The sequence below is a fragment of the Roseovarius halophilus (ex Wu et al. 2025) genome (assembly GCF_047086965.1).
The window spans coordinates 1-1,482 of the sequence record NZ_JBKOTX010000456.1; the positions used below are offsets into that span (position 1 = coordinate 1).

Here is a 1,482-nt window from a genome sequence, read left to right on the forward strand (position 1 = left end):
GCCGACGCGGCCGACGGCGACAAACCCAGTTGAACCCACGCTCGGGATTATAAGACAACTTTTCTGAGTGAAAATGTCCAATGACCGCTGCCAGCCCCATTTCGCCCATTCGACTGGGTCACTACCCGTAGAACGCTTCATCAAATCGGACTTTCGAGGATGTCCTCCCTTGAGAGCATTTTGTGGCAGCGTGCCCTGGATTTGCTGAGTTTCGGCGCTGATACCCAGGATCCGAGGTCGCGGGCCCGATCAGGAGCTGTCGGAAACGATCCTGCCATCGCAAATGACGATCTGCCGGGAACAGGAAGCAGCAATCTTTTCGTCATGAGTCGAGATCAGGAATGTGGTGCCACCATCGCGGTTGATTTCGCGCAGCAGGTCTATGACCTGTGCCGCCGATGCGCGGTCGAGGTTTCCGGTCGGCTCGTCGGCGAGGATGAGTGCGGGATCGTTCATCAGGGCGCGCGCGACCGCCACGCGCTGTTTCTGCCCGCCTGAAAGCTTCGTCGTCCTGTAATCAACCCTGTCGGCCAGTCCAACGCGGTCCAAAAGATCGGCGGCGCGCCGCCGCGCGGCAGAGTTTTCCTGTCCGTCCCGTACCGCACTGGGAAACATGACGTTCTCAAGCGCCGTGAAATCTGGGAGCAGATTGTGGAATTGAAAGACAAAGCCGATATGACGGTTGCGAAACGCGGTCAGCGTCGCATCATCCGCGGCGAATAGATCCTCGCCGAGCATCCGGAATTGCCCGGAACTAGGGCGCAGAAGCGTGCCGAGGATATTGAGGAGCGTGCTCTTGCCGGATCCAGATGCCCCGGTCAGTGCGGTCATTTCTCCCGACGGAAGGGTTAAGTCGAGGCTTTTGAGAACATGCGTCGCGGTTTCACCGGAGCCGAACGTCTTGTCCAGATCGCGCAGGTGCAACAACGCATCGGATACCTGCGTGACTGTCATTGTCCAATCGCCTCGACAGGGTCGATCCGCGAGGCCGCGCGGGCGGGCAGTATCGCCGCCACTGTTGCGGCGAGCGTGGTCAGCGCAATCCCCAACCCGATCGAGCCCTGTGCCACATCGATCGGCAATTGCCCGGGCTGAACATCCTCGATCGGAGGGAACGGCACGAGAGCAACGAGACCAAGCGCGCCACCCGCGACCGCACCGATCAGCCCGATCAACGCCCCCTGGATCACGAACACAACCACAATGAACCCCTGCGTTGCACCCATGGCGCGCATAATCCCGATTTCGGGGCGACGCCGGTAGGTCGTCAGCATCAGCGATGAGGCGATGCCGATCACGATGGTAATCATCGCGAAACTCTTGAGCACCAGCCCGGTGCGGGCCTGTGCGACCAACGCGTCGAAAAGTTGCTCCGAGGTCTCGTGTCTGACGTCAGCACCCATGGGACAGATTTGATGTTTTCGTAACGGAGGATTTCTGGTTCATCGCAGCCATCAAGGAGCGAAGATGAACAAGAAATCC

The 1,482-nt window shown here is 59.5% G+C and carries 2 protein-coding genes; both read right to left on the minus strand.

The window, feature by feature from the left end; translation table 11 throughout:
* Positions 1–249 precede the first annotated feature (249 nt).
* Positions 250–954 (minus strand): ABC transporter ATP-binding protein, encoded by a 705-nt coding sequence (locus ACH107_RS32765; protein WP_412509770.1) that lies wholly within the window; start codon positions 952–954, stop codon positions 250–252.
* Positions 951–1,403 carry an ABC transporter permease gene (locus ACH107_RS32770; RefSeq protein WP_412509771.1) on the minus strand — a complete coding sequence of 151 codons (453 nt, stop codon included), beginning with the start codon at positions 1,401–1,403 and terminating at the stop codon, positions 951–953. Before ACH107_RS32770 ends, ACH107_RS32765 begins: the two co-directional genes overlap by 4 nt.
* Positions 1,404–1,482 lie beyond the last annotated feature (79 nt).

Bases quoted from the DNA above. Each gene is read 5' to 3' on its own strand.
- ACH107_RS32770 (WP_412509771.1), bottom strand. From the start codon at position 1,403: ATGGGTGCTGACGTCAGACACGAGACCTCGGAGCAACTTTTCGACGCG.
- ACH107_RS32765 (WP_412509770.1), bottom strand. From the start codon at position 954: ATGACAGTCACGCAGGTATCCGATGCGTTGTTGCACCTGCGCGATCTG.